The organism is Variovorax durovernensis, assembly GCF_977011995.1.
Map to the genome: position 1 here is coordinate 4,769,471 of NZ_CDRNCW010000001.1, position 25,961 is coordinate 4,795,431.

Sequence of the window (25,961 nt, forward strand, 5' to 3'; positions counted from 1 at the left end):
CGCATGCCCCGCGCCAGTTCCAAACCTCCCGTTTCCGACACCTCCTCCGCTGCAGCCGCGCCGCCCGATGACGGCGCCGCACCGGCGGACAAGCAAAGCTCCATCGAGAGCATCGCCAACGACATCGCCACCGCCATCGTCGAGAAGCGTTTGCCGCCCGGCACCTGGCTGCGCGAAGAAGCGCTGGGCCGCGTCTATTCGGTGAGCCGCACCAAGGTGCGCGCCGCGCTGCTGATGCTGTCGAAGGACAAGCTCATCGAGATGATTCCCGACAAGGGCGCCTTCGTCTGCCAGCCCACCGTGGAAGAAGCACGCGAGGTGTTCGCGGTGCGCCGCATCCTCGAAAGCGAGGTGGTGCGCCTCTTCATTGCCAATGCACGGCCGCGCGACTACCAGGTGCTCGAGCAGCACATCAAGTTCGAGCGCACCACGCTGCGCCAGACCACCACCATGGGCACCGTGCGCGAGAAGCTGCTCGGCGACTTCCACGTGGCGCTGGCCGAGGCCACGGGCAACCGCACGCTGGCCGAGTTGGTGCGCGAGCTGGTGGCACGAAGCTCGCTGATCGCGATGCTGTACCACTCGTCGAACGACCCGCACTGCTCGTCCGACGAGCACGCCGAGTTCCTGCGCCTGTGCCGCAAGGGCGACCCGGAAGCTGCGGTGACGAGCATGATCGAGCACCTCGAGCGCATCGAGGCCAGTCTCTCGCTGGACACCGACAAGCCCGACCGCCAGCTCGACCTGGTGAAGGCACTGCTGGCCTGAGGCTGACGCCGTGCATCACAGGATCACCCCGAACCATCCGAGCCTGGGCACGGCCCTGCGCCGGATGCGCCTGCTGCGCGGCATCAAGCAAACCCATTTCGCGCAACTGATGGGCGTGAACCAGGCGACGGTGTCGCGCTGGGAGCGCGGGCAACTCGCGCTGTCGGCCGCGCAGCAGGCCACCGCGCACCGGCTGCTCGCGGCCGCGCAAGACGCATCGCAGGACGCGGCCTTGAAGCGGCTGGTCGAATCGTCCACGCGCAAGGTGCACCTGATCTGCGACCGCACGCACCGGCTGCTGGCCGCGTCGCCGTCGCGCCAGGCCGAGTGGCGCGCCGATGCGGCAGAATTCATGGGGCGTTCGCTGATCGGCTACGCCTCGGAAGAAATCCTCGCGGCCGAGGCAACGCTCGACGGGCTGGGCTGGCACGTGGGCGAGCTGTCGTCGCTGGAGATCGCAACAGGTGCCAATGCCGATCCGGTCATTCCCATCGTGTCGGGCCGTGTGCTGTGGGAGCGCATTGCACTGGCCGACGGGTGCGCGGGACGCATCGTCACCACCATCGCCTGAGCGCAAGCGCCCGATCCACGCATAACTTATGCGTGGACGCCTCCCGCATCGGCCGATAGTCTTGCGGCCATGACCATCCTGATCACCGGCAGCGCCGGCCACCTCGGCGAAGCCCTGATGCGCACGCTGCGCGCGGCTTCGCAAGACGCACGCGGCATCGACATCGCGCCCTCCCCCTTCACCGACCTCACAGGTTCCATCACGGACCGAGCCTTCGTGCGCGACTGCATGCGCGGCGTGCGCACCGTCATTCATGCGGCCACGCTGCACAAGCCTCACGTGGGCACGCACAGCCTGCAGGAGTTCGTCGACACCAACATCACGGGCACGCTGGTGCTGCTTGAAGAAGCGGTGGCGGCCGGTGTCGAGGCCTTCGTGTTCACCAGCACCACCAGCACCTTCGGCTCGGCGCTCACGCCCGCCGAAGGCATGCCGGCAGCCTGGATCACGGAAGGCGTGACGCCGATCCCGAAGAACATCTACGGCGTGACCAAGACCTCCGCCGAAAACCTTTGCGAGCTGTTCCACCGCAAGCAGCGCCTGCCCGTGATCGTGCTGAAGACTTCGCGCTTCTTTCCCGAGGACGACGACGATGCCACTGTGCGAAGCCTCTATTCACTGGAGAACGCGCAGGCCACCGAACTGCTGCATCGCCGCGTCGACATCGAGGACGTGGTCGACGCACACCTGCTGGCGGCCAGGCGAGCACCGGTTATCGGCTTCGGCCGCTACATCGTCTCGGCCACCACGCCTTTCTCGCAGGATGACCTGCCGATGCTGCGCGAAAGCGCACCGCGCGTGCTGCACCGGCTGTTTCCCGAGTGTGAAGCACTCTATGCCAAGAACGGATGGAAGCTGCCCGCGCAGCTCGACCGCGTCTACGTGAATGCGCTGGCGCGGCGCGAGCTCGGATGGCAGCCGCGCCATGACTTCGCGCATGTGCTGCGGTGCCTGCGCGAAGGCCGCGACTTCCGCAGCCAGCTGGCACGAGACGTAGGCAGCAAGGGCTACCACGGCGAGGTGTTCGACGAAGGGCCGTATCCCGTCGCCTGAGCGACTCCTGGCGAAATGAACCCGTCCTGCTTCGGGTTTTTCCGGGTCAAGATTGTCGCATAAGTTGTATACAGTTTCGCGTACACATTGAGGCGTGCGCCGTGGCAAGCCACGCCGACCCGCCTCTTCCCTTGCGCAGCAGGAGACAACGATGACGGCCGACGCCACACTTTCCCAAGTCCATCCCGTGGACCAGCGCTTGCCTTCGGGCAAGCTCGCGGCCCTCGGATTGCAGCATGTGCTGGTGATGTATGCGGGGGCCGTCGCGGTGCCGCTGATCGTCGGGCGCGCGCTCAAGCTTTCGCCCGACGAGGTCGCCCTGCTGATCTCGGCCGACCTGTTCTGCTGCGGCATTGCCACGCTGATCCAGGCGCTCGGCGCCACGCAGTGGTTCGGCATCAAGCTGCCGGTGATGATGGGCGTGACCTTCGCGTCGGTCGCGCCGATGGTGGCCATCGCCAACGCCAACCCGGGACAGAACGGAGCCCAGCTGCTGTTCGGCTCGATCATCGGCGCGGGCGTGGTGTCGATACTGATCGCGCCGCTGGTGAGCCGCATGCTGCGCTTCTTTCCGCCGGTGGTCACGGGCACGATCATCGCGGTCATCGGCATCAGCCTGATGCGCGTGGGCATCAACTGGATCTTCGGCAACCCGGTGGGCCCGACGGCGCCCGCGCTGGTCGACCCGGTGTACGCCAAGTGGCTCGCCGAGGTGACGTCGCCGGGCAGCTCGATCCCGGCCGTGCCCAAGGGCTTCGCGATCATGCCCACGGTGCCCAACCCCAAGTACGCGGATCTTTCAGGCTTCGGCGTGGCAGCACTGGTGCTGGTGTCGATCCTGCTGATCGTCAAGTACGCCAAGGGCTTCGTCGCCAACATCTCGGTGCTGCTGGGCATCGTGATCGGCGCCGTGGTGGCGTCCATTACCGGCCTCATGACCTACGAGAAGGTGGGCAAGGCCGCATGGGTCGACGTCGTGCTGCCCTTTCACTTCGGCATGCCGCAGTTCGACCCGATCCTGATCCTCACCATGACGCTCATCATGATCGTGGTGATGATCGAATCGACCGGCATGTTCCTCGCGCTCGGCGAGATGACCGGGCGCAAGATCGACCAGAAAGACCTGGCGCGCGGCCTGCGCACCGACGGCCTGGGCACGCTGATCGGCGGCATCTTCAACACCTTCCCGTACACCAGCTTCTCGCAGAACGTGGGCCTCGTGGCCGTCACCGGCATCCGCAGCCGCTATGTGTGCGTGGCCGGCGGCGCGATCCTGATCGTGCTGGGCCTGCTGCCGAAGATGGCCGCGCTGGTGGAGTCTCTGCCCACGGTGGTGCTCGGCGGCGCGGGCCTAGTGATGTTCGGCATGGTGGCCGCCACCGGCATCCGAATCCTGTCGGGCGTGGACTTCAAGAACAACCGCCACAACGCGATGATCGTCGCGGTGTCGATCGGCATCGGCATGATTCCGCTGATCGCGCCCAACTTCAAGCAATGGATGCCGCACGCGATTCACTCGCTGATCGAGTCGGGCATCCTGCTGGCCTCGATTGCCGCCGTGCTGCTGAACCTGTTCCTCAACGGCGCGAAGCACGACGAGCAGGCCGTGATCGCCGCGGCCAAGCAGGCCGAGGCGCACTGAGCCTTCTCGGGTCAGATCATCGCCAGCGGCCCCTTGCGCCGCGGCGGTGGGTGCAGGCGGTCTATTTCTTCCAGCGTCGCCGCGTCGAGCTTCAACTCCGCGGCGGCCAGGTTTTCCTTCAGGTGCGCAGCACGCACCGCCTTCGGGATCGCTGCCACGCCGGGTCGGGCGATCACCGCGGCCAGCGCCAGCTGAGCGGCCGTCACGCCCAGCCGCGCAGCCAGTTCCCCCAACGCCTTGTCTCCCGCCAGCGCACCCTGGTCGATAGGGCTGTAGGCCATCAGCGGCATGTCGCGCTCGCGCTGCCAGGGCAACAGGCTGAACTCGGGTCCGCGCTCACCCAGCGACAGGTACACCTGGTTGGCCGCGCAGCCCGGCCCGCTGCCGGCGAGCGGCTCCAGCTCTTCCATGTCGTCGGTGTCGAAGTTGCTCACGCCCCAATGGGCAATGCGGCCGTCGGCCACAAGCGACTGCATTGCGGCGACGGTGTCGCGCAGCGGGTGGTTGCCGCGCCAGTGCAGCAGGTAGAGGTCGATGGCGTCGAGCCCCAGCCGCTTCAGGCTGCGTTCGCAGGCTTCGCGCGTGCCGCGCCGGCTTGCGTTGTGCGGGTAGACCTTGCTGACGATGAACAGCGCCTCGCGCCGCACGTCGCCTGCGCGCAGCGCCTCGGCAACGGCCTGGCCCACGACGGTTTCCGCGCCGCCTTCGCCATACATCTCGGCGGTGTCGATGAGCCGGTAACCCAGGGCGATGGCCTCGCGCACGGCAGCGACTTCGGCCGCGCGGCGGCTCGCGTCCTCGCCCATGCGCCAGGTGCCCAGGCCGAGTACCGGCATCTCGCCGCCGGTGGGGAGTGAAAGTGTTCGCATCGGCACATGGTAGATGCGGCCGATACCCCTGTCAGCCTGCCGACAACGGCAGCCACACGGTCGCGAGCAGCCCTCGCCCGTCTTCGCCCGCCTCCAGAATGACCTGTCCGCGGTGCTTGTCCAGCACCGACTTCACGATGGCCAGCCCCAGCCCGCTGCCGGACTGCGTCTGGTCGGGGTTGCGGAAGAAGCGGTCGAACACCCGCTCGCGCAGCGCCGGCGGAATGCCCGGGCCCTGGTCGGCCACGCGCAGCACGGCGCGTGCGCCTTCGTGGCCGACACGCACCCTGACCGTGCCGCCGTCGGGGCTGTACTTGACGGCGTTCTCGACCAGGTTGCTCACCATCGAGATCAGGCTCTCTCGCTCGCCGAACACCGGCACCGGGCCTTCGTCATCCAAGGCAAAGTCGAACTTCACGCCGCGCGCCTGCGCCAGCGGCCCGAGCAGCCCGATGCGCTCGCGTGCCAAGGCATCGAGCGCGAGCGCCTCGGGCACGGCGCCCTGCGACATGTCGTCGCTGCGCATCAGTTGCTGCAACTGCCCCACCAGCCGCGTCGCGCGGTCATTGCTGCGCAGCAGGTTGGCCATGAGCTCGCGCTGGCCTTCGTCGTTCGTCTGCGCCTTCAGTGTCTCGACGTTCACGCGCATCGCCTCGAGCGGCGTCTGCAGTTCATTGGCCGCGTCGGCGATCAGCCCGCGTTCGCGCACCCCGCGGTCGCGCACGCTGCGCAGCAGTCCGTTGATGCTGCGCACCATTGGCCGCAGTTCCTTGTGCTGCGGCTCGAACGACAGCGGCGTGAGGTCGGCGGGGCCGCGCTCGGCGGTCTCCCGCGTCACCTGCCGCCAGGGCCGCAAGGCGAGCAGAACGGCCAGCCATGCGGGAAACACCAGGAACGGCAGGCTGATGAGCAACGGCAGGAAGTAGTAGCTGCGGTGGTCGACGTTGAAGTACAGCCGCAGGAACTTGGGCTCGGCCAGCATCACACGTGTGTCGAGCAGCGGCGAAACCATGGTCCGCGCGCGCAGCGACCGTTCGCCCAGCCGGATGATCTCCACCTTGCCGATGGTCTGGTTGATGATCGGCGGCACCGATGCGGTCGAGTTGTAGATGAGCTTGCCGCGCTGCCACACCTGCATGACCGGCGCCTTGTCCACCTCGGAAGTGAAGTCGCCCGAGGTCTCGAGCAGCGCCATGTCGAAGGCGCGCAGCGTGGCTTGCTGGCGGTCCGGCGAGGCCGCGAGATTCTGCGCGGCGGCGATGATGCAGGCGAAGAGGGTGTCGTAGCGCACGAGTTCGGGTAAGCGGTTGGAGTCGTGCAGGAACAGGCCGACGATGCAGGCCCACAGCAGCCCGACCACCGAAATTTGCGCCAGCAGCAATCGCCGCAGCAGCGAGGGCTGAACCCAGCGCCGGCAACGTTGCCCGAGCGCGTGCCGCCACCCCGCGCGCATGGCGGCGCCCACGCCGGAGCCGGCGTTGTCCTGGACAGGCAAAGAATTCATGTGTCTCCTGGCGGCTGCTCCCTCGGGAATGGGTGCCGCGAGCGGCCGAAGTATCTGCCGAGTCTGAAAGCCGGAATTCAGCAAGCCTTCATGAAGCCGCTTGCGGGCCCCCGGGCGATCTGGAGCGGCGCGCCAGGCCTTCTAATTTTTAGAAGTCAAAGGCATTTTCATGACATCGAAATGCTTATCTATGCAAGGAAATGGCCTCGCCATGCCTTCTGATTTTGTCAACACTGAGTGGGTGCCAACCCCGACCTCTCGCGCAGCCCCGGCTCCTAGAATTTTTCAGCGGCCTTGCGTCACGAGCGCGCTCGCCCCATCGAAACGAATTTGGAACAGGTTGAGTCAATGCAGAAAAAGCACAGGATTGCCGTCATTCCCGGAGACGGCATCGGCGTCGAAGTCATGCCCGAAGGTTTGCGCGTGCTCGACGCGGTCGGGCGCCGCTTCGGCATCGACTTCTCTTACGACCACTTCGACTGGGGCTCCGACCACTATGTGCGCACCGGCCTGATGATGCCGGCCGACTGGGCCGACAAGATCCAGGGCCATGACGCCATCTACTTCGGCGCGGTGGGCGCGCCCGACAAGGTGCCCGACCACATCGCCGTGTGGGGCCTGCTGATCAAGATCCGCCGCGACTTCGATCAATACGTGAACCTGCGCCCCGTGCGCCTGATGCCTGGTGTGCCCGGCCCGCTGGCGCACCGCAAGCCCGGCGACATCGACTTCCTGGTGGTGCGCGAGAACACCGAGGGCGAATACACCTCGGTGGGCGGCCGCCTGTTCGAGGGCACGCCGCGCGAAATGGCGATACAGGAAGCGGTTTTCACCCGCGTCGGCGTGGACCGCATCATCGAATACGCCTTCGAGCTGGCCAGCCGCCGCCCGCGCAAGAACCTGGTGGCCGCGACCAAGTCGAACGGCATCTCGGTGACCATGCCCTACTGGGACGAGCGCCTGGCCGAAATCGCCAAGCGGCACCCGGACATCGCGACCAGCAAGTACCACATCGACATCCTGTGCGCGCACTTCGTGCAGCATCCCGACTGGTTCGACGTGGTGGTGGCGAGCAACCTGTTCGGCGACATCCTGTCGGACCTGGGTCCGGCCTGCACCGGCACCATCGGCATCGCGCCGAGCGCCAACCTGAACCCGGAGCGCAAGTTTCCGTCGCTGTTCGAGCCGGTGCACGGCTCGGCGCCCGACATCGCGGGCAAGGGCATCGCCAACCCGATCGGCCAGATCTGGTCGGCCGCGCTGATGCTCGACCACCTGGGCAACAACGACCCGGTGTACGCGCAGGCTTCGGCCGCCGTCATTTCCGCCATCGAGACGGTGCTGAGCGAAGGCCCGCGCACGCGCGACATGGGCGGCACCGCGAACACCGTGGACGTGGGCCGCGCAATCGCCGATTGCATCTCGGCATGACGGCCAGCCCCTCATCCCTTTGCGGCCGGGGACACTGAGATGGGCCTGTTCCTGCTGAAGCGCACGCTGACGCTGATCGGTACGCTGGTCGGCGCGTCGATCATCGTGTTCCTGGTGCTGGAGATTCTTCCGGGCAACGCCGCGCAGATGCTGATGGGGCCGGATGCTTCGCCCGAAGCCGTGGCGGCGCTGGCCACCAAGCTCGGCCTCGACCTGCCCGCATGGACGCGCTACTGGCACTGGATCGGCGGCCTGCTCACCGGCAATCTCGGCGACAGCTACGCCTACAGCTCGCCGGTGCTCGACCTGATCCTCGAGCGCCTCGCGCTCACCATGCCGCTGGCCCTGTTGGCGATGTTCTTCACCACGGTGATCGCGCTGCTGGTGGGCGTGACCGCCGCGGCGCGCCACAACAAGCTCGGCGACGTCGGCCTGATGGGCATGGCCCAGGTCGGCATCGCCATTCCCAATTTCTGGTTCGCGATTCTTCTGATCCTCGTGTTCTCTGTGAAGCTGCAGTGGTTCTCCGCCGGCGGCTTCGAGGGCTGGGGTGACGGCTTCTTCTCGGGCATCAAGTCGCTGCTGTTGCCTGCCCTGTCTCTGGCGGTGGTGCAGGCCGCGATCCTCGCGCGCATCACGCGCTCGGCGGTGCTGGAAGTGATGCGCGAAGACTTCGTTCGCACCGCGCGGGCCAAGGGCGTTTCGCAGCGCATGGTGCTTTGGACGCACGTGCTTCGCAACGCGATGATCCCCGTCATCACGGTGATGGGCATGCAGTTCTCCGAGCTGCTGGCCGGCACCATCGTGGTGGAGAACGTGTTCTATCTTCCCGGCCTCGGCCGGCTGATCTTCCAGGCCATCAGCAACCGCGACCTGATCGTGGTGCGCAACTGCGTGATGCTGCTCGCGGCCATGGTGGTCATCGTGAATTTCGTGGTCGACGTGCTCTATGCCGTGATCGACCCGCGCATCAAGGCCAGCGACATATGAACGCCATCACCGCCCCGGCACCCAGCGCCGCGGCGCTCAAGCTCCCAGGTTTCTGGCAACGAGCGGTGAAGCACCGCAGCTTCGTCATCGGCGGCGTGCTGGCCGCACTGCTGCTCATTGCGGCGCTCGTGTCCTTCGTGTGGACGCCATGGTCACCGTATGCGATGGACATGGCCAACAAGATGCAGGCACCCACGGGCTCGCACTGGCTGGGCACCGATGCGTTCGGACGCGATGTGGCCTCGCTGCTGCTGGTGGGTGCGCGCGCATCCATCCTGGTCGGCGTGATCGCGGTGGGCATCGGCCTCGTGGTCGGCACCGCGCTGGGGCTGCTCGCGGCCGCCAGGCGTGGCTGGGTCGAGGAAGCCGTGATGCGCCTGTCGGACTTCACGCTGGCCTTCCCCGCGATTCTCTCGGCCATCATGATGACGGCCGTGTTCGGCGCGGGCATCGTGAATGCCATCGTGGCCATTGGCATCTACAACATCCCGACCTTCGCGCGCATCACGCGCGCGTCGGCCAACGCCATCTGGTCGCGCGAGTACGTGGCCGCCGCGCGCGCCTGCGGCAAGGGCTCCTTCGCCATCACCATGCAGCATGTGCTGCCGAACATCTCGGCCGTGCTGATCGTTCAGATCACCATCCGCTTCGCCATCGCCATCCTCGCGGAAGCTGCGCTCTCCTACCTTGGCCTGGGCACGCAACCGCCGCAGCCGTCGTGGGGCCGCATGCTCAGCGAAGCGCAGACCCTGATGTTCCAGCAGCCGCTGCTGGCGGTGTTCCCCGGCATGGCGATCGCACTGGCGGTGCTGGGCCTGAACCTGCTGGGCGACGGCCTGCGCGACCTGCTCGACCCACGCCTTGCCCGCGCACGCTGAGACCACGATGCCCCTCCTCGAAGTCAACAACCTCCAGATCGGCCTGCAGACCCAGCGCGGGCCGGCGCAGGCCGTGCGCGGCATTTCGTTCTCGCTGGAGCGCGGCGAAACGCTGGGCATCGTCGGCGAATCGGGCTGCGGCAAGTCGATCACCGTGATGTCGCTCATGGGCCTGCTGCCCTCCAGCGCACAGGTCACGGGCAGCATCAAGCTCGACGGGCAGGAACTCGTCGGCCTGCCTGAGAAGCAAATGTGCCAGATCCGCGGCAATCGCATCGGCATGATCTTCCAGGAACCGATGACGGCGCTGAACCCGGTGCACACCATCGCGCGCCAGGTCGGCGAGCCGCTGCAACTGCACCGCGGGCTGACCAAGGCACAGGCACGCAAGGAAGCACTGAGCCTGCTCGACCGCGTGGGCATTCCCGACGCGGCTTCTCGTCTCGACGCGTACCCGCACCAGTTCTCGGGCGGCCAACGCCAGCGCATCGGCATCGCAATGGCATTGGCCTGCGGACCCGACCTGCTGATTGCCGACGAGCCCACCACGGCGCTCGACGTGACCATCCAGAAGCAGGTGCTCGATTTGATCCAGAGCCTGGTCAAGGAAATGGGCATGGCGCTGATCCTGATCTCGCACGACCTCGGCGTGATCGCCAACAGCGTGAAGCGCATGCTGGTGATGTACGGCGGCAGCGCGGTGGAAAGCGGCCCGACCGACACGGTCTTCGCTGGCCGCGCACACCCGTACACGCGCGGCCTGTTCGCGGCGCGCCCCGCCCTCGGCGCGGTGCGCGCCGGCCGGCTCCCGACCATCCGCGGCAGCGTGCCGGAGCTGGTCGACATGCCGCGCGGCTGCGCCTTCGCGGGCCGCTGCGCCCACACCATCGACCTGTGCCAGAGCACGCGGCCCCAGGCCACGCTGCTGCCGAACGACCACACGGTGCGCTGCCTGCGGCTCGGCGAGATCGCCGCGCTGAACGCCAAGGCCGCCGCCCTCCCCGCATGAGCCAGCCCACTAACGCCGTCCAGCCCTTGCTGGCCGTGAAGAACCTCTACCGCCACTACGCGCTGCCGCGCGAAAAGCTGTTCGGCCCGCCGCCAACGGTGAAGGCGCTCAATGGCGTGAGCTTCGAGGTGCAGGCCGGCAAGAGCGTGGGCATCGTCGGCGAATCGGGCTCTGGCAAGTCGACCATCGCGCGCCTGGTGATGGCGCTGGACACGCCCACGTCGGGCACCGTCTCGCTCGAAGGGCGCGACCTGCATGCGCTGTCGAAAGAAGCGCTGCGCGTGGCGCGGCGCGATTTCCAGATGGTGTTCCAGGACCCGTACGGCTCGCTCGATCCACGCCAGACCGTGGCGCGCATCGTCGCCGAGCCCCTCGAGGCGCTGGCGGAAACCAGCCGCGCCGAGCAGCGCGAACGCGCATCCGAAGCACTCGCCGCCGTCGGCCTGCGCACTACCGACATGGACAAATACCCGCACGAGTTCTCGGGCGGGCAACGCCAGCGCATCGCCATTGCGCGGGCGCTGATCACGCGCCCCAAGCTCATCGTGGCCGACGAGCCGGTGAGCGCGCTCGACGTGTCCGTTCAGGCCCAGGTGCTCAACCTCATGCAGGACCTGCAGCAGCAGTTCGGCATCAGCTACCTGCTCATCAGCCACGACCTCGCGGTGGTCAACCACCTGTGCGACGAAGTGTGCGTGGTGTTCAAGGGCCGCATCGTGGAGCGAGGCCGCCCGGCCGATCTCTTCGCGCACGCGCAGCACGAATACACACGCACGCTGCTTTCCGCCGTGCTGCACACGCCGTCCCGCTAGGCAGGGCCGGCTCCCAATTTCTCCCTCACCTCCAGGAACTATCGAATGTTGAAGCGACGCACACTCATGACTTCCGCCATGGCCGCGGCAATCCCGGGTGTCTTCCTGCCCCAGGCGCGCGCCCAGGCCGGTAAGAACACGCTGACGATCGGCATGCCGCTCGAGCCGCCGGGCCTGGACCCGACCACCGGTGCCGCATCGGCCATTGCGGAGATCACGCAGTACAACATCTTCGAGACGCTCACCAAGGTGAACGCCGACGGCTCGGTCACGCCGATGCTGGCGGAGAGCTGGTCCTCGTCGCCAGACATGAAGACCTTCGTCTTCAAGCTGCGCAAGGGCGTGCGCTTCGAGAACGACCAGCCCTTCAACGCGCACACCGTGAAGTTCTCGTTCGACCGCGCGGGCGGCGCCAAAAGCACCAACAAGGACAAGCGCTTCTTCAGCGAAATCGGCACCGTGGTGCTCGACGAGTACACGGTGGGCGTCAACAGCACGCTGCCCAACCCCGACCTGCCCTTCATGCTGGGGCAGTCGACCGCCTGCATCGTCGAGCCCAAGAGCGCCGACACCAACGCCACCGCGCCGGTGGGCACCGGTCCGTACAAGCTGGGCGCATGGCAGCGCGGCGCCTCGTGCACGCTGGTCAAGTCGCCTAGCTACCGCGACCCGAACATCGCGAAGGTTCCGAAGTTCGTGTTCCGCTTCATGTCCGACACCGCCGCGCAGACCGCCGCGCTGATGGCCAACGACATCGACATCTTCCCGCGCGCAGGCACGCGCTCGGTCGCGCAGTTCAAGGGCAACCCGCGCTTCCAGGTGATCGAGGTCGGCACGCGCGGCAAGGTGATCCTGACCATCAACAACCGCAAGAAGCCGCTGGACGACGTGCGCGTGCGCCGCGCCATCCTGGCGGCCATCGACCGCAACGCGATCATCCAGGGCGCGGCGGATGGCTTCGGCAAGCCCATCGGCAGCCACTACGCCATGGGCGCTCCGGGCTTCGTCGACACCACGGCGATGAACCCCTTCGACATCGAGAAGGCGAAGAAGCTGCTGGCCGAAGCCGGCGTGAAGACGCCGCTGGAGCTGCGCCTGCAACTGCCCCCGCCTTCTTATGCACGCCAGGGCGGCGAGATGATCGCCGCGCAACTGGCGCAGATCGGCATCAACGTGAAGATCCAGAACGTGGAATGGGCCCAGTGGCTCAGCGGCACATTCGGCGGCGCACATGACTTCGACCTGACGATGGTCGCGCACGTGGAGCCCTTCGACCTCGTGAAGTACACCGAGCCCGACTACTACTGGGGCTACGACTCGAAGAAGTTCCGCGACCTGTTCGTCACCATCCAGAACGAAGAGAACAAGAAGCGCCGCGCCGACCTGCTGGCCGACGCCCAGCGCATGCTGGCCACCGATGCGGTCAACGGCTTCCTCTACCAGGCGGTGTTCCCGACCATCGCGCGCAAGGAAGTGAAGGGCCTGTGGCCGAGCATGCCGATCGTGGTGAACGACCTGGCAGCGATTTCGTGGGGTTGATGCGATGACGACCAAGCCCCTCTATTCGCTGAGCGTGCAGGAGCTGCACGCGGCCTACGCCGCCAAGGAACTGTCGCCGGTGGAAGTGGCGCGCTCGGTCAACGAGCGCATCGCCGCCTACGAGCCCGAGCTGCACGCGACCTGGCTGTTCCGCCCTGAACTCGCGCTTGAGCAGGCGCGCGCCTCCGAGGCCCGCTGGCTGGCCGGCCAGCCGCGCGGCACGCTCGACGGCGTGCCAGTGACCATCAAGGACAACCTCGCGACCGAAGGCGACCCGATGCCGCTGGGCACCGCCGCCTACGACCTGGTGCCGATGACGCAGGACTCCCCGCCCGCCGCACGCCTGAAGGAAGACGGCACGGTGCTGGTCGCCAAGACCACGATGCCCGACCTGGGCATGCTGTCGTCGGGCCTGTCGAGCTTCCATGAACTCTCTCGCAACCCGTGGGACCTCTCGCGCACGCCGGGCGGCTCCAGCGCGGGCGCCGGTGCCGCGGCTGCCGCAGGCTACGGCCCCTTGCACGTGGGCACGGACATCGGCGGCTCACTGCGCCTGCCAGCCAGCTGGTGCGGCATCTACACGCTCAAGCCCAGCTTCGGCCGCATTCCGCTGAGTACGCCCTACATGGGCCGCTGCGCCGGTCCGATGACACGCACGGTGGCCGACTCGGCGCTGATGATGGCGTCGGTGGCTCAGCCCGACGACCGCGATTACTCGGAACTGCCGCCGCCGGTCATCGACTGGAACGCCTTCGAGGTCGATCCGTCGTTCCTCAGGGGCAAGCGCGTGGCGCTGCACATGGATGCGGGCTGCGGCCTGCCGCTCGATCCGCAGATCGCCGAGGCGGTGCGCCGTGCAGCCAAGCGCATTGAAGCCGCCGGCGCGCACGTCGAGGAAATCCCGGCCTTCATGACGCCGAAGATGCTGCAGGGCATGGACCACTTCTGGCGCATGCGCTCGTGCATCGACATCCAGGCGATGCCGGCCGAGAAACGCGCGAAGATCCTGCCGTACATCCGCGACTGGGCCGAGAGCGCGGCAGGCTTCTCTGGCGCGCACATCTTCGACGCCTACAGCCAGTTCATTGCCACGCGCGCGGCCACGGTCGCCGCAACCAAGGCCTACGACTTCGTGATCTCGCCGGTGTCGCCCAACCTGCCGGCGCCTGCCGACCACGCCTCGCCGACGAACGATCCGATGCTGCCGCTGGAACACATCGGCTTCACGGTGCCCTACAACATGTCGGAGCAGCCGGCCGCGTCGATCAACTGCGGCTACTCTGCCGAAGGCCTGCCCATCGGCCTGGAGATTGCCGGGCGCCGTTTCGACGACCTGGGCGTGCTGCAGTTCAGCCGCGCCTTCGAGCAGATCCGCGAAGCACAGAAACCCTGGCCGGAACCCAAGTGATCCGCCGCAAGGAGACATTGACCCCATGAACGCCACCCACTACATCGACGGCCGCCGCGCGGCGTCCGAAGGCAACGCCACCATCGACGTGATCGACCCGAGCGACGGACAGAAATTCGGCGAGATCGCGCGCGGCACCACCGCCGACATCGACACGGCCGTGCGCGCGGCGCGCCGGGCCATGGGCGACAACTTCGACGGTCCCTGGGGCGAGATGACGGCGCTGCAGCGCGGCCGCCTGCTCAGCAAGCTAGGCGCCGCCGTCATGGAGCACCACGAGGAGCTGGCCCAGCTCGAAGCCCGCGACACCGGCAAGGCGCTGCGCGTGGCGCGCAACGACGCGACCGCGCTGGCCCGCTACATGGAGTACTACGCCGGCGCCTGCGACAAGCTGCACGGCGACACGCTGCCCTATGAACGCGGCTACACGGTGCTGACGGTGCGCATTCCGCACGGCGTGACCGGCCACATCATTCCCTGGAACTATCCGATGCAGATCGCAGGCCGCAGCGTGGGCGCATCGCTCGCCGCCGGCAACGCCTGCGTGGTGAAGCCGGCCGAGGACGCCAGCATGTCGCTGCTGCGGCTCGCCGAGCTTGCGACGGAAGTCGGCTTCCCGGCCGGCGCTCTCAACGTGGTGACGGGCTACGGCAAGGAAGCCGGCGCTGCGCTGTGCGCGCACCCGGGCATCGACCACATCTCCTTCACCGGCTCGACCATGACCGGCCGCAGCGTGGGCCTGGCCGCCGCCGAGCGCCACTGCCCGGTGACGCTGGAACTGGGCGGCAAGTCGCCGCAGATCGTGTTCGCCGACGCCGACCTCGACGCGGCCGAGCCGGTGCTGCTCAACGCCATCATCCAGAACGCGGGCCAGACCTGCTCGGCAGGCAGCCGCGTGCTGGTGGAACAGTCGGTCTACGAAGAGGTAGTGCAGCGGCTCGCAAAGCGCTTCGCCGCCGTGCGCGCGGGCACGCCCGCCGAAGACCTCGACATGGGCCCGCTCATCAACGAAAAGCAGTTCCGCCAGGTGCGCGACATGGTCGCGACCGCCGAGGCCGCAGGCCTGAAAGTGGCGGCGCGCGGCACGGTGTCGCCCAATGCATCGACCCATGGCTACTACCAGGAAGCCGTGCTGTTCCGCGACGTGCCGCACGACAGCGACCTGGCGCAGCGCGAAATCTTCGGCCCCGTGCTGGTCGTGATGCCCTTCGCCGACGAAGCAGAGGCGGTGCGCCTGGCCAACGGCACGGACTTCGGCCTGGTGGCCGGCGTGTGGACCCGCGACGGCGCGCGCCAGCTGCGCATGGCGCACAAGCTGCACTGCGGGCAGGTCTTCGTCAACAATTACGGTGCGGCGGGTGGTGTAGAACTGCCCTTCGGCGGCGTGAAATCCAGCGGCTTCGGCCGCGAGAAGGGCTTCGAGGCCCTGCTCGGATTCACGACCCTCAAGACCATCGCAATCAAGCACGGATGAAGACAACACATGACAACCACTGAACAGCAGACGCCGCGCAAGGTCGGCCTCGTCGGCGTCGGCCTGATGGGCCATGGCATCGCCAGCAACATCGTCAAGCACGGCCACCAGCTGACCGTGCTGGAACACGCGGGCAACCAGCCGATCGACGGCCTGCTGAAGGCCGGCGCCACTTCGGTGAAGGACGTGGCCGCGCTGGCCGCGCAGGTCGACGTGCTGATCCTTTGCGTGACAGGCACGCCGCAGGTCGAGGCCGTGATGCTGGGCGACAAGGGCGCGCTCTCCGCGCTGCGCACCGGCACGGTCGTGATCGACTGCTCGACGGCAGTGCCCGCCTCCACCGCCAAGGTGGCCGAGGCGGTGAGCGCCAAGGGCGGCAAGTTCATCGACGCGCCCATGACGCGCACCGCCAAGGAAGCCGCCGAAGGACGCCTGAACCTGCTGGTGGGCGGCGACGCCGAGGTGCTGGCCTCGTGCCTGCCGCTGCTGCGCTGCTTTGCCGAGAACATCACGCACGTGGGCGGCATCGGCGCCGGCCACGCGATGAAGCTGCTGCACAACTTCGTATCGCTGGGCACCGTGGCGTTGCTGTGCGAGGCCGCTGCCTGCGCCGAGCGCGCCGGCGTGAAGCCCGAGGTGTTCGTCGATGTGCTGGCCAAGGGCGGCGGCAACGGCGTGGCGCTGGAACGCGTCAAGCCCAAGCTGCTGACGGGCGGCACCGACTCGCTGAAGTTCTCGATGGCAAATGCCAAGAAGGACCTGGGCTACTACAACGACATGGCGGAGCAGTCGTCTTCCAGCCATGGCATTGCGCAGGCCGTGGATGCGCTGCTGACGCAAGGTGTCGAGAAGTTCGGCGGCGACCGGATGGTGCTCGACCTGGTCGAAGCGTTGCGCTGATCGCCAGATCGCGTAAGTCCTTGATTTTGTTGGACTTAGCGTGATCGAATATGGTGGTGGAACACGGAACCGAACCCGCGTCCGCTTTCAGAACCAGATAGTAACGCATGGGCCTTGATGGCGTGGATTCAACGATTTGGCCATCGTCATTGTGCTGAACCCAAGTCGAACTCCAGCCAATCCCTGCCAGACCATACAAAGCCGTCCGCCTCTGGTATGGTCGATGCACCCTTCGGTCGGATGGAAAAGTGTCGCCTTTTCCCTGTTGTCTTGAGCGACCAAGTCGTCTGACAAATCCCGCATTGGCAGTAGAAGTCTTGCTGCTGCCCGGGTTCGAATCGCGCTGTATGGCCACAGAGCTGAGCAAGCGCCGCAACCTGTTCGATGGCAACGCCGACGGCGTCCTCAACTTGTGGATTCGCCGAGCCTCTGAGCACCGCCTTCAGTTCGGCGGCTTTCTGAGCATCGATTGGCGCGAGAAGCCTAACGTGCGTTGGAGAAACGGATTCAAACTGTTCCGGCCAGGCCTCAGTCAGTTTTTTGGTCGGTGTAGGCAATGGCCCCAGTTTTCGCCCATGACCGCTGAGCAATTGCCGCAACATCCATTCATCGATCAATTTCCCCACTTTCTCTACGACGTAAAGATCCAGCGGTGAAACGGGAAGACACTGTGGCGATGCGACACTGGTTGGAGCACCTGGCCAGCACACGATGCGGCCAGACTCCAGACTCTCGCTGCTATTTATGGAAGCGCCGAACCAGGCAATCGGTACGATTCTCAGAGTAGATCCGTCAGGCTGAGTTACGACCCAATCATGCGCATCATGCTTGAGTACGAAATTCCGACCAGCCCAACTGAACACAAAATTTCCATCTATGCTGCGCAAACCATAGCGTTCCAGCGCACGCCTGACCACTAGACCGACGTAGCTGACGTAAGCTTGTTGCAATTGCAGTTGTCGCGCCAAGCGCTCTTCCGGGGGCAATAGCCGCTCCTCTCGATCATCTTTCAGCTTCTCCCATAGAGGAGGCAGATGACGATAGTGAGGGTCGTGATTCAGAATGTTTGTTCGATGAATTTGGGCGGGGACTACCGAAGCTGCGGGAACCAGGGAATAAAGGCCACGCTGTTTCAATCCTCTAATTGCACGCAGCTGAGACTCCAACTCGGCAAGAGCAAGCTTTCCTGCCTCCAATTGCATCCCGGTCTTGTCATCAAGATATGACTCCCCCCAAAGGCGGCAAATATCCTGGCGAAGTCGAAAATGCGTCTGCTCTGAGCCTTGAAACTCCAAAGCTCGTTCCAGCCGTGAGTTGACACCCCGGATGCGAGCCAGTCTCCTGGCAATGTGCCGATCAAGCCGATCCAGCAATCGCTTGTAAAGCCTGTTCTCATAGATGGCATAGTCGTCCTCGCTGAAACGAGCCAGAACCTTGCGAGGTTGGACGCCGCTGAGCGTGCGCTGCTGCCAGCAATCTGAGTGTGACGCCAGGTGACTTAAAGCCGAGGTTGCGAGGCGTCGAGCTCGCGCCACGGGTGCCACCAAATCGTCATATCGAAGGTCTCTGCGGGGCCGGTCAGATATCGAGTGCAAATGACCATCTCTGAGTACCGTCGCCAAGTTTCGTTCGAGTTCCTCAAGTGCACATTGCGCGGCCATCTCAGCCGGTAGCATCGGCGAGACATTTGCATCATGTGCGTGAGCGAGCTTGCCAGCAATCGAAATAATCGCCTCGGCGGACAGATCGGAGTCAGCCTGCTCCTCGTCGGTCTGATCGCTGGAGAGCACTTGGCGTTCATCGTCCTGAATCCGGATGACGCCAGAGCCGTCATCCGACAACAGATCGCCGGGCTGCAAGTGGCTGTGTCCGTTAACCACGAGTGGCTCAAGCAAGCAATACCGCCCCGGCAGGAACGCGTCGGGCAGGTTACTGAGCGTCCCACCGGTAAGGCGGTCCAGAAATCTCATGCGCCACGTTCCTTCCGGCGACGGTCTTCAGCCAACAGGGCAATGGAACGGCGGGGCTCCGATTTCCACCCCTTCCAAACAGTAGTAAGGGCATTTTCGATGGCAGTTAAATCATCGATCGTCGCATCGTATCTACCAGTGACCTTACCTCGCCGAAATACTCTGCTGGCAAGCAAATGGTCGAGCGCGTCCTCTTTACGGCCACCCGCAGCCATGTAAACAGGGACAAATCTCATTGCCTGACGCTCGAGTCGATTGCCCCATCCCAGGTCAAAGCGATCCTGCAAAATGCCCGTGAGCGGCCCCGTTGTCAACTCTGCCAACAACTCTCCAACCTCGTCGGCGTTCTGGGTCGCAGCGGCATTAAAGCGCTCCATCAATGATGCATAGCTAAAGCTGGCCTTCGGCTTTGGCTCAATCTTGAATCCTGCTTCGTGGCGGGGAAGCGTCATGACATGAGCACGATCGTAGGTTTTGTCAGCAAACTCGTTTGTGGTCTCATCGTGATTAGCGGTGCCTACAAACCAGACGTTATGGGGAACTCGAATCCTTCGCCCCTCAACAAGCAAAGCTGGTGCATTTGGCAACTGGCTCTCCGACAAGCTGATCAATCGATCTCTTGGATCATTTTTTTCGAGAGCCGAGAGGAATTCAGCAAAATACTGCTCCGGGCGGGAGAGATTCATCTCGTCAAGCAAGATGATGTTGCACCGGTCCTTGTAGGCGGCTGTTTGCGCACGGTAGAGACCCTGCAGGCAGTCGCGCTCATAGAAGCGCTTCTCGAAGGCGTTGTAATGCCCCAGTAGATCATCACGATCTCGCCAACCAGCCTGGACGGCAATGTCAGTGCATTGCCCTCCAACAGCCTTTGCGAATGCCTTCGCCAAGCTCGTTTTGCCTGTGCCGCTGATACCCTGAAAGATATGAAGCTGACTCATGGCCAGCCCGGCAATCAGCAGCTGAATATCTTCGAGACGGAAATGAAGTGTTGCACCTTCCTCCGCTTGAGCGATCCTGTGCTGCAATTCAACCGAGAATTTTTTCAGATCAGGAACATCCTGCTCCGGCAGGCTCAGCTCCTTGGCTTTGCGATCCTTGATCCAGTCTGCATTGGATGCCGAATCCATCCATGCCATCTGGGGGAACGGCTTTTCGGACTGCTGAGACTGGGTGAGGTCATCCACCGTTTTACCCAGGTCATTCAGCCTTGCACTCAAAATCTGATTGTTCTTTTCGAGGGCACGCTTCTCTTTTTCAAGGTTCTCTTTGTCGCTGACACCGAGACGCAGGCGATGAAGCTGGGCTTTGGCATCAGCCAAGTCCACATGAACCTCATCGAGTTGAGTCTTTTGCTCATCACGAAGTTTTCGCAGTGCCTCGTTCTCAGATTGCAGCTGATCATCTTGACTATTTGCAATATGATTTTCCAACTGAGTGACTCGACGCTTGTGAGCAGCCAACTCGTCAAGAATCTCGCGTGCAGAACGTCCCGCCAATGCCTCTGAGAACTCTCGGTATTGTTCAAGTTTTTGTTCAGTCAAGGTCCAATCACGGTACACCTTTTCGAGGCGAGACTCGGCTCGTTGTCGGGCCTCCGTCAATCTCGCAATTTCCTGGCTGGCCTCGCGAAGTGCATCTTCACGGATCTGTGTCCGTTCGCGCTCTAGCTCTTTCCACTCCGCATCTTGCCGTCGTTGTTGCTGCTGAAGACTTCTCTCCTTGTTTGCAATATCTGCTTCTCGACCCATCAGTTCGGAGGCGCGCGCAGACTCATCGTCACGTGCTTTTTGCTCTGCTTGAAGGATGCCAAGTTGAATTTCTGTCTTCTTAGACTCTAGCTCCACGATCTCTTTTTTTAGGTCACTGAGTGCTGCGACGTTTTGGGCGGCAAAACCGGATCGCGCATCCAACTCCCGCTTTTCAAGTTCCCGCTCCTTGTCGGCCAGATTTGATTCAGACTTTTTTATCTCGGCTTGTCTTTGCTTTAACTCATCGTCGAGTTTGTGGATTTCTTCGGTTCTCTTTTTGTTCTCATCACTTCGGCGAGAGAATGCTTCCTCCTTGCGAGCCAGGTCTTCCGTGCGCTTCTGTGCATCCTCATGCAACTCACGAACTCTCTTTGCGACATCAGAGACATTCGCCAACAGCTTCTCGAGCTCAACCTTTTTCTCAGGTTCGGCTTTCTCCAATTCGCTGACCTGATCTTTGTCCAGGTCGTGGAGCGCCACGACGGAAGCATCGCTTTGCACCAATGATGCAAGGGAGCCAATGCCAGCAGTTGCTTTCTGCCATGCCGATGCGACTGCACTTTGTGAAGCATTCGTGTTTTGCGCCACTGGGGCTTTGTTCCCCTTATTGTGTTTTGCCATATCAATACCAGCCCTTAAAAATTTGAACCCATTCGATAACGAAATCAGCGTATTCCATTGCTTCGTCTTTGCTTATCTTGTCACCGCCCGCGTGACCGGCCTTCCGATTTCTCGCGTCAGCCATGTCCAATATTCGATCTAAGGCAAGAGCTTGGGGGGCAAGGTCCTTGAGAGGATGAGTGGAATGCTCAATCGTGGAAAGCAGCGCGGCAAACATCAACGCCTTTAATGAACTATTCCCTCGAACAAGCGCATTCCGAATTTCTCTCAAATTCTGCGAAGCCAGTCGCCTAACTGTGTCATCGGTGAGTTGGGCCGCTGGGAGTGTTCGCAGAATTTCCGAAGCTAGATCCTTCGTCCAATTCTTGTCCTGGCTCCGATCGGGCAATCTACGGACGTCCACTGGAAATCTCTTCAACAACCATTGAAAAACACTCTCGGCGAGGTTGTGAGTCTCAATCAGCAAACTGGTCAAATCTTCCTGCCAAGTTTTATCTTGGGAGGCCAACAGTGCGTTCCTGCGCAGCACACTGGTCAAGTACCCTGAAATAGCAGGCACTTTCTCGGACCAGCTGTAATCTGCCAGCACAGTCAAATCGATCTGGTTCTCAAGAGACCGCAGCCACTCCTCTGCCGACAATTCATTCGATCGCGTCTCACCCACTGCGTCAGCGATGTAGCGTGCCAGACCCTCGTTACGAGGCAGGACTTCCTGCAATGGCTTGCGCAACCATGATGCCGCCTGCTGAAGACCGAAAGGGTCGGCAACCAGCCAGGGTTGTGGCCCGGCCTCGTCTGGAAAGATCCACGTCCACAACCACATCGGCTGCGCCGAATCTTCGACAAAGCTCAGGCTCTCAATGCGGACACGTGTCGGAAGTTCATCATCACGCTGCTTGGCGTGGTCGTGATCCGTCCGATAGCGCTCGAACGCATCAAAGAGCGCCCCCATTTCCAGTGCACTTTCCCGTAAATGATTTAGGCGGAACGGTCGATCTTCCTTTCCGGAATCCAAATCACGCAGGAATATCGGATAACCACGTTCATCGATTCGCTTCGCTTCAATTTCTGGAAGTTCTTCAGTGAACCTCGGCAACCAGTTGCCAGAGATCGCGTCCTGATACGCGTATCCCATTCGAACTTCCTCGCTGGCGTCCTGAGTCTCTTCGAGAACACGCTCACCTTGAGGAGTAACGGCACCCAAGGTAGTCATCCATCCGTTGGGTATCAGCTGTGTGGCAATGATGAACGCCACGAGCTCCCGGTCCAGCCCCAGCAGTGCTGCCATTTCCGAGCTGTCCTGGCATCGAGCCCGTGCAAGTCCAAGGATCGCCTGCTGGAACAGATTCAGCTTCAGTACACGCTTTGTTGGATAGAGAACTTTCCAAACTCGAACAGGCCACAGAAACGGACGCCCACCAGGGGGACGACGCGCATCAAAGCGGAGATAGCGATCAGCGACCATTTGCCATCTCCTCCCTGGAAAGCTTTAGGAACGCATTCAGAGCCGGGACGGCTGCCTCGGACTCGGGACATTCAGCCATGCCTTTGTCACCAACGGCAACAAGGAGCTTTCTCTGACGGCTCATCGCCACATTTAAGCGGTTTGCCAAGCGCAAGTGGCCATACTTACCGTTTAGCAATCGTTCACGCTCACTCCCTTCCTTTTGATCGGAAACGGCTGAGTCGTTAGCTCGCACGATCGACAGGAAAACGACATCAAACTCTTTGCCTTGGAACGCGTCGACCGTGCCGACGCGCAGGCGCTCATCACCTGATTCAGTCTGCCGGTAGGGTCTTGCGATCCGGATTTCACCGTCCTCCTCCTCCGCAAGGCCTTGGTCGACGAAGGCGTCAAGAATTAGGTCACATTGAGCGCGGTAAAAACTAATCACGCCAATACTCAATGTTGGCCCACAAGAATCTGTTATCCGCTTGACTTCTTTTGCAATAGCAATTGCCTCAGCCCGTCTTTCATATCCGGGTTTTAGAAATTTTTCTTTCCCGTCCTGCAGAGGCACATCCAACCAAGCAGCACATTTGCCTTGGTAGCCAGGAATCGTGTGGGCGAAATCCTGTGCGGGTCGCCCTGAGTGCAAAACGTCCAGTCCCACAGATTCATAGAACTGCTTGCTGATGAAGTCACCCAGAGTGGGATGCATTCTGTACTGCGTATCGAGCATCACGACGCGCTTGATGTTGTCGACTTTCTCCTGCTCCCTAAGCTGTTTCACCAGCCGCTCAAAAAGACTCTGCTCATACGCCTTCGCTTGAGCCTCAGTCAGGCTTTGCCTGGAAATGAGTTCATCTTCCAACTCTCGCTGAACAAGGTGAGGCAGCTGTCGATGGTCGCCAACTAGGATGATGCGACGCCGCGCCATCGCCATAGGAACGAAAAGATCGAGAGGGTTTGCTCTCGCCGCTTCGTCAATGACAACCGTGTCGAACTCAATTCCTTCTGATGCATCTAGATCGCTCAACTCCTTCAAACTGCTCATCGCCTTACCAGCTGACTGTTGGCATGTCGCACCGACAATGCTGGCGTACTCGCGGACCGCTCTCGCTGCCTCATTGGGGGACTGGGCAAGCGCCGCGTGGTACGAGGCCACTACCGCAGAGATGCCACGGCGTGATTGGCGCAAAGGCGCGTCGATTGCGCACTCGATATCGGCCAAGAGACCAAGTGCTTCTCCACTCAACGCCTGCTTTAGCTGCGGGGGCCTGTAGTCGGGGCTCAGTCGATCCAGCATGGACCGCTTAAAGGCAGCCAATTCAGATAGGTCTGTCTCTGTAGCGTCGGCAACCGTTGAAAGTCGCTGGAGCAACATCCACTCGGACTCTTCGAGTTTGACTCCGCCACGTCGCAGAGTGCGCTCAAGCTGATGAGCTCTGTCCGGGCCGTCATCGGAGAACCCGATATGGCTGGTGCGCAGAGCCCGGAGCAATCGCACAAGCCCAGCGGGCTCGTTGGTCTGACGCTGGCTTTCAACTCTTTTCTGCTGAGCAAGGAACTCATCCCAACGGTCTTTAATATTGGCCGGGAGACGAACATCCAGAGCGAACAACTGGTGCAATAAAAGATCAATTTGCTCGAACTGTGTTTGGCGTTCCTGTGCCGACAAACTTGCGAGTCTCAATGCTGTGACCCGCCGATCAAGCTCTTTCAAGGGCTGAGTCAGGGGCTCGTTCAGCTGAATCGTATCGAGTCGAACGGCGATTTCCTTTCGTTTGCGTTCACACCAAACACCAACGGGGTCGACTCCGCCTTCGTCACGACGCCCTCGACCGCCAATGCGAACGGCAGGCAAGCCAAAGACTTCAGCACGATTAAGGGCGTTATCGACCGCGTCGTGCTGGTAACTACTGATCAGCACTTGGTGCTGCAGCGAGTTTTCACCTAGTGTTTCGGCAAGGCGACGCTGCAAAGCAGCAATGACCTGGGTCTTTCCCGTTCCTGGTGGACCAACGATAAGCGCGATATCAGGTGTATTTATCGCCTTCTCCAATGCCTCAATCTGGCGCTTGGTTGGAGCACCCTTAAAGCAAGCTTTGGCGTAGGCGGATAAGCCATCGAGTTGACGCCGTCGGGCGCTTGGCGGTGCAACCCCTTCCAGCAGATAGCTCAATTGCGGCAATCGGCGTCCATCATTGATGGATTGCCTTGCACGCGCACGACGGGTCTGTACAGCTTCGTCACCCGATAGAGAGTAGTAGATGAAGCCCTTGGCTGGTGGCCGTTCCGAGCGCCGGTCCTGGCTTGGAATCAAGACAACGCCGTCTTTCTCAAACCGCAATACCCCTCGAACTGGGCGACGCCGTGCCCGGTCGACTTTCTCCGATGTGTCTTCAACTTCGGAATCAAGATCGAGTTCTTTCTCCCCAAGTTCTACTTGTGTTGTGGCTGATAAACCCAAGGTTTTCCATCGTTTTCGGAAATCCTTCTGGTGGTCAACATCAACTTTTAGAAACCATGCCCAGAGTTCACCCTCGATGAGATCCGCGTTCTTGAACCGAAGAGAGCCAAGCTCTCGCGCGCAATCTCTCGCCTGTTCCCATTCAAGCGCGCCGTATTCCTGCCATAGGCGCAGGTAGCTTCCGTTGTCGCGAAGTGCAGCATCCAGGAGTGCGCGCTGCTCTGTACTCTGGAGCCGAACGGCGACACTGGCATCTTGGAAAGAGATCTTGCCTACGGCCATCGCCACACGTGCATTAGTACCCTTGAGACGTGTGACGCTCATCAGTCTCAGCACGCCCGCATCTCGTTTGACGGTGCCTCGCCACCCCGCTCCAAACAGAACGAAACCTTCATCGGAAGCGTTGTCGAAGCGACCAAGAAAGACACGATCCATTGCGGCGGTCGCCGCGTCATCAGCAGAGATGAATTGATCTGTCAACCAATCCACGGCCGCCTGTACGTCCGGTGCGGAAATCTCACCCCTGCTGGCCAATTGCTCCGCAATGGCCTCATCAACAGAAATCGCCATATCCAACTGGATCTGCTCGACCAAATCCAGCGATTGAAGGTGGAGAACCTTTTCGTGTCGATTTCTTAAGACCCACAATGTCAAGCCACGCTGGACCCGAATCGCAGTTCGATCTTGGCTTCCGACTACTTTGCCGACGCAGACGAAATCTCCCTGACGGAGAAGATAGTCATTACCGTGTGCCTGCACTGATACTGCCTCGCCGATCTGCCAATCAGCATCCAAGTCGTCACAAGAGAATTGGACAAGTTCACTCGACAGAAGAGAAAAATCACAGAGTTTCATCGTTG

At 62.7% G+C, this 25,961-nt stretch carries 19 protein-coding genes; 13 read left to right on the plus strand and 6 right to left on the minus strand.

Annotation, left to right across the window (positions count from 1 at the left end):
* The first annotated feature begins 3 nt into the window (after positions 1–3).
* The 4 genes from ACWV14_RS22650 to ACWV14_RS22665 all read left to right on the plus strand — a co-directional run bounded on the left by ACWV14_RS22650 (position 4) and on the right by ACWV14_RS22665 (position 4,034).
* The gene (locus tag ACWV14_RS22650; RefSeq protein WP_454903869.1) at positions 4–768 is read left to right on the plus strand and encodes a GntR family transcriptional regulator; all 765 of its coding nucleotides are present in this window, start codon (positions 4–6) and stop codon (positions 766–768) included.
* A 10-nt stretch (positions 769–778) separates the two neighbouring features.
* Positions 779–1,339 (plus strand): helix-turn-helix domain-containing protein, encoded by a 561-nt coding sequence (locus tag ACWV14_RS22655; RefSeq protein ID WP_454903870.1) that lies wholly within the window; start codon positions 779–781, stop codon positions 1,337–1,339.
* Between the two features lie 69 nt (positions 1,340–1,408).
* Positions 1,409–2,392, plus strand: coding sequence for an NAD-dependent epimerase/dehydratase family protein (locus ACWV14_RS22660; RefSeq protein ID WP_454903872.1), 984 nt, complete (start codon positions 1,409–1,411; stop codon positions 2,390–2,392).
* A 151-nt stretch (positions 2,393–2,543) separates the two neighbouring features.
* The gene (locus ACWV14_RS22665; RefSeq protein ID WP_454903874.1) at positions 2,544–4,034 is read left to right on the plus strand and encodes a nucleobase:cation symporter-2 family protein; all 1,491 of its coding nucleotides are present in this window, start codon (positions 2,544–2,546) and stop codon (positions 4,032–4,034) included.
* An 11-nt stretch (positions 4,035–4,045) separates the two neighbouring features.
* Here the strand turns inward: ACWV14_RS22665 and ACWV14_RS22670 are convergent, their stop codons facing one another.
* Together ACWV14_RS22670 and ACWV14_RS22675 are read right to left on the minus strand one after the other, a co-directional pair.
* Positions 4,046–4,903 (minus strand): aldo/keto reductase, encoded by an 858-nt coding sequence (locus ACWV14_RS22670; protein WP_454903875.1) that lies wholly within the window; start codon positions 4,901–4,903, stop codon positions 4,046–4,048.
* 31 nt (positions 4,904–4,934) lie between these two features.
* Entirely contained in the window at positions 4,935–6,407 is a 1,473-nt protein-coding gene (locus ACWV14_RS22675) for a sensor histidine kinase (RefSeq protein ID WP_454903877.1), read from the minus strand.
* A 348-nt stretch (positions 6,408–6,755) separates the two neighbouring features.
* Here ACWV14_RS22675 and ACWV14_RS22680 point away from each other — a divergent pair, with 348 nt between their 5' ends.
* From ACWV14_RS22680 to ACWV14_RS22720, 9 genes are read left to right on the plus strand one after another with little or no spacing between them, the layout of a single operon-like run.
* Positions 6,756–7,838 carry a tartrate dehydrogenase gene (locus tag ACWV14_RS22680; RefSeq protein ID WP_106935170.1) on the plus strand — a complete coding sequence of 361 codons (1,083 nt, stop codon included), beginning with the start codon at positions 6,756–6,758 and terminating at the stop codon, positions 7,836–7,838.
* A gap of 39 nt (positions 7,839–7,877) precedes the next feature.
* Positions 7,878–8,828: an ABC transporter permease gene (locus ACWV14_RS22685; RefSeq protein WP_081266795.1), complete on the plus strand. Its 951-nt coding sequence runs from the start codon at positions 7,878–7,880 to the stop codon at positions 8,826–8,828.
* Entirely contained in the window at positions 8,825–9,706 is an 882-nt protein-coding gene (locus ACWV14_RS22690) for an ABC transporter permease (protein WP_454903878.1), read from the plus strand. Before ACWV14_RS22685 ends, ACWV14_RS22690 begins: the two co-directional genes overlap by 4 nt.
* Before the next feature lie 7 nt (positions 9,707–9,713).
* Positions 9,714–10,715 (plus strand): ABC transporter ATP-binding protein, encoded by a 1,002-nt coding sequence (locus tag ACWV14_RS22695; RefSeq protein ID WP_422087605.1) that lies wholly within the window; start codon positions 9,714–9,716, stop codon positions 10,713–10,715.
* Positions 10,712–11,527 carry an ATP-binding cassette domain-containing protein gene (locus tag ACWV14_RS22700; RefSeq protein ID WP_454903879.1) on the plus strand — a complete coding sequence of 272 codons (816 nt, stop codon included), beginning with the start codon at positions 10,712–10,714 and terminating at the stop codon, positions 11,525–11,527. The genes ACWV14_RS22695 and ACWV14_RS22700 overlap by 4 nt, the downstream gene beginning before the upstream one ends.
* 45 nt (positions 11,528–11,572) lie before the next feature.
* Positions 11,573–13,066 (plus strand): ABC transporter substrate-binding protein, encoded by a 1,494-nt coding sequence (locus tag ACWV14_RS22705; RefSeq protein ID WP_454903880.1) that lies wholly within the window; start codon positions 11,573–11,575, stop codon positions 13,064–13,066.
* 4 nt (positions 13,067–13,070) lie between these two features.
* A complete protein-coding gene (locus tag ACWV14_RS22710) occupies positions 13,071–14,474 on the plus strand; it encodes an amidase (RefSeq protein WP_454903881.1) in 1,404 nt (467 codons plus the stop codon).
* A gap of 25 nt (positions 14,475–14,499) precedes the next feature.
* Positions 14,500–15,948, plus strand: a complete 1,449-nt coding sequence (locus ACWV14_RS22715; protein WP_454903883.1) for an aldehyde dehydrogenase family protein — start codon at positions 14,500–14,502, stop codon at positions 15,946–15,948.
* A 9-nt stretch (positions 15,949–15,957) separates the two neighbouring features.
* The gene (locus ACWV14_RS22720; protein WP_422087610.1) at positions 15,958–16,848 is read left to right on the plus strand and encodes an NAD(P)-dependent oxidoreductase; all 891 of its coding nucleotides are present in this window, start codon (positions 15,958–15,960) and stop codon (positions 16,846–16,848) included.
* A 146-nt stretch (positions 16,849–16,994) separates the two neighbouring features.
* On the opposite strand, the gene ACWV14_RS22725 is transcribed toward ACWV14_RS22720, so the two are convergent.
* Genes ACWV14_RS22725 through ACWV14_RS22740 form a run of 4 tightly spaced genes read right to left on the minus strand, consistent with a single transcriptional unit; the run spans position 16,995 to position 25,956 of the window.
* Positions 16,995–18,818: a DUF2357 domain-containing protein gene (locus ACWV14_RS22725; protein ID WP_455342664.1), complete on the minus strand. Its 1,824-nt coding sequence runs from the start codon at positions 18,816–18,818 to the stop codon at positions 16,995–16,997.
* Positions 18,815–21,187: an AAA family ATPase gene (locus ACWV14_RS22730; RefSeq protein WP_455342665.1), complete on the minus strand. Its 2,373-nt coding sequence runs from the start codon at positions 21,185–21,187 to the stop codon at positions 18,815–18,817. The genes ACWV14_RS22725 and ACWV14_RS22730 overlap by 4 nt, the downstream gene beginning before the upstream one ends.
* Position 21,188: 1 nt before the next feature.
* Positions 21,189–22,652 (minus strand): hypothetical protein, encoded by a 1,464-nt coding sequence (locus ACWV14_RS22735; RefSeq protein ID WP_455342666.1) that lies wholly within the window; start codon positions 22,650–22,652, stop codon positions 21,189–21,191.
* Positions 22,642–25,956 carry a DEAD/DEAH box helicase gene (locus ACWV14_RS22740; RefSeq protein ID WP_455342667.1) on the minus strand — a complete coding sequence of 1,105 codons (3,315 nt, stop codon included), beginning with the start codon at positions 25,954–25,956 and terminating at the stop codon, positions 22,642–22,644. The genes ACWV14_RS22735 and ACWV14_RS22740 overlap by 11 nt, the downstream gene beginning before the upstream one ends.
* Positions 25,957–25,961: the final 5 nt, after the last annotated feature.